Genomic DNA, 1,941 nt, shown 5'->3' with positions numbered 1-1,941 from the left:
CCCGAAAGATGTCCTCAAACGCCGGACGGGCTGGAATTTCCAGCCCGTCCGGCGTTTGAGGACGCCCCCGCGCAGCGGGGTTGGGGAAAGAAAGGCCCTTACCCCGCCTGCTCCTGGAACGCCGGCAGCTCAAAGATCCGCTCCTTCGCCGCATCGTCCATCAGCTCGACCAACGGCATCACCAGCTCCCACAGATCCCGCTTGCCCACCTCCAGGGCAAGCGCATCCAGATCAGCCGAAGGCAATGCACCCGCCGCATCGGCAACCACCTTCCGGGACTCCCCCGGCAACACCCCCACCAGCGGCAAGAACTCCGCCCAGAGCCCCGTCCCCACAACCGCCCGCACCATCCCGCCGAGCACCCCCGCATCCCGCAGGGAAGGAAGCACCGCGACCGCCCGCCGCTCCTCCTCCCCGAGCAGCGCGACCACCGGCAGCAGTGACTCCCAGAGGTCCTGCTCGCTCACCGTCACGACCAGGGAGTCCAGCTCCTGCGCCGGACGCGCCGCGGCGAGCGAGGCGATGCGCGCCCGCTGCTCCCCCGGCACCATCCCGGCCACGGCCAGCGCCTCGGGCCACAGCCCCGCCCCCGACGCCGAGGCGATCACCGACGCGAGACGCTCCGCGCCCATCAGCTCGATGATCTGGCCGAGCCGTTCGGGCACGTCGATCAGGAAGCCGGTCCGCAGGACGGCCGCGTCGTCCACCTGCGGCAGGATCCGGCGCAGCGAGGAGTCGTGCAGGTAGCCCACGAAGCGGCCCATCGTGAGGTAGTCGCCCCGCTCGGCGAGCGCGACCGCGATCCGCACGACCAGGCCCTCGTCGAGCCGGTCGACGATGCCCTTGATCCTGCGCGGGTCGAGATGCCCGCACGACTCCGCGGTGAACGGCACCGGCAGCTTCTCGATGATGTCCGCGGCCCGCGTCGGTTCGAGGCGCCCGGCGACCCCGGCGGCGAGCCGCGGGCCCAGTGCCTTCTGCGAGATGGCGGCCGCCACCCCGGCCGGCACCAGCTTCGTCGCGGACGCGATCCGGTCCAGCATCTCCGGCGTACGGTCGAACAGCGCCGCGACGCACTGCTCGCGGAAGCGGCGTACGTCCTCGACGGGGAGCGCCCGGAGGAAGGCGAGCCCGTCCGGGTCCGCATCGAGAAGGCGCGCGATCTTCAGGGTCTCCGCCCTGCTCCGCAGCTTGTCCATGACCCGTGCCCTTCCTATCGGAACAGAATGCGGCGTACGGGGCCCCGTGCCAGGGCCGGGACGAGTTTCAGCGCCTCCTCGGCGGCTTCGTTCAGGCCCGACGCGCGCTTCTCGCGTTCACGCCTCAGCGCGTCGGCCAGTGCGGTCAGCTGTTCGGGCGGCAACTGCCCGACGGACCGGGGTGGTTCGTCCCGCAGCTCCTTGCCCAGCTGCTCCCGCGCTTCGGTGCTCATAGGGCCTCCCATGGCCGGGTACGGCACCCGAGACTGATGCGAAATTGACTATTAGTCAATAGAAGCGGATCCGAGCAGATCCGGAAGGCGCGCTACCGCGAAACCGCACGTACTCTTGTGCGAATGAAACGTGCAGGCCTCCTCCTTCTCGCCGTCGCCCCGGTCGCCACGGTCGCCGTCTACCTCCTGGGCGGGGACTCGGACAGCGATGCCGCCGGAGCCGACCGGCGGGGGTCCGGCACCCAGCGGCCCTACGACAAGGACAAGTCGGCGGCCGAGATCAAGGCCGACGACGAGCTGATCGCCGATCTTCCGCCGGGCCTCGCGGCGCCCGCCAAGAAGGATCTGGCCCAGCAGCTGATAGCCAGCGCGGAGAACTCCACGCTGGACTGGCGCGGGCAGTACGGCTACATCGAGGACATCGACGACGACCACGGCTACACCGCCGGGATCATCGGCTTCTGCACCGGCACGCACGACCTGCTCACCCTCGTCGAGCGGTACACGAA

The 1,941-nt window shown here is 70.2% G+C and carries 3 protein-coding genes; 1 reads left to right on the top strand and 2 read right to left on the bottom strand.

Annotated features, from left to right (window positions below):
- Window positions 1-98: 98 nt before the first annotated feature.
- Together ACQKIP_RS46250 and ACQKIP_RS46245 are read right to left on the bottom strand one after the other, a co-directional pair.
- Window positions 99-1,199 (bottom strand): hypothetical protein, encoded by a 1,101-nt coding sequence (locus ACQKIP_RS46250; RefSeq protein ID WP_365852929.1) that lies wholly within the window; start codon window positions 1,197-1,199, stop codon window positions 99-101.
- A gap of 14 nt (window positions 1,200-1,213) precedes the next feature.
- Window positions 1,214-1,432, bottom strand: a complete 219-nt coding sequence (locus ACQKIP_RS46245) for a hypothetical protein (RefSeq protein WP_365852927.1) — start codon at window positions 1,430-1,432, stop codon at window positions 1,214-1,216.
- Between the two features lie 123 nt (window positions 1,433-1,555).
- On the opposite strand from ACQKIP_RS46245, the gene ACQKIP_RS46240 reads away from it, so the two are divergent.
- Window positions 1,556-1,941: chitosanase (locus tag ACQKIP_RS46240; protein WP_427745746.1), on the top strand; the 386-nt coding region annotated here is incomplete at its 3' end.

It is taken from the genome of Streptomyces sp. NPDC059900 (assembly GCF_050270335.1).
GTDB lineage: Bacteria > Actinomycetota > Actinomycetes > Streptomycetales > Streptomycetaceae > Streptomyces.
The sequence above is the reverse complement of the archived record's forward strand: the minus strand, read 5'-3'. Positions and strand labels throughout refer to the sequence as shown.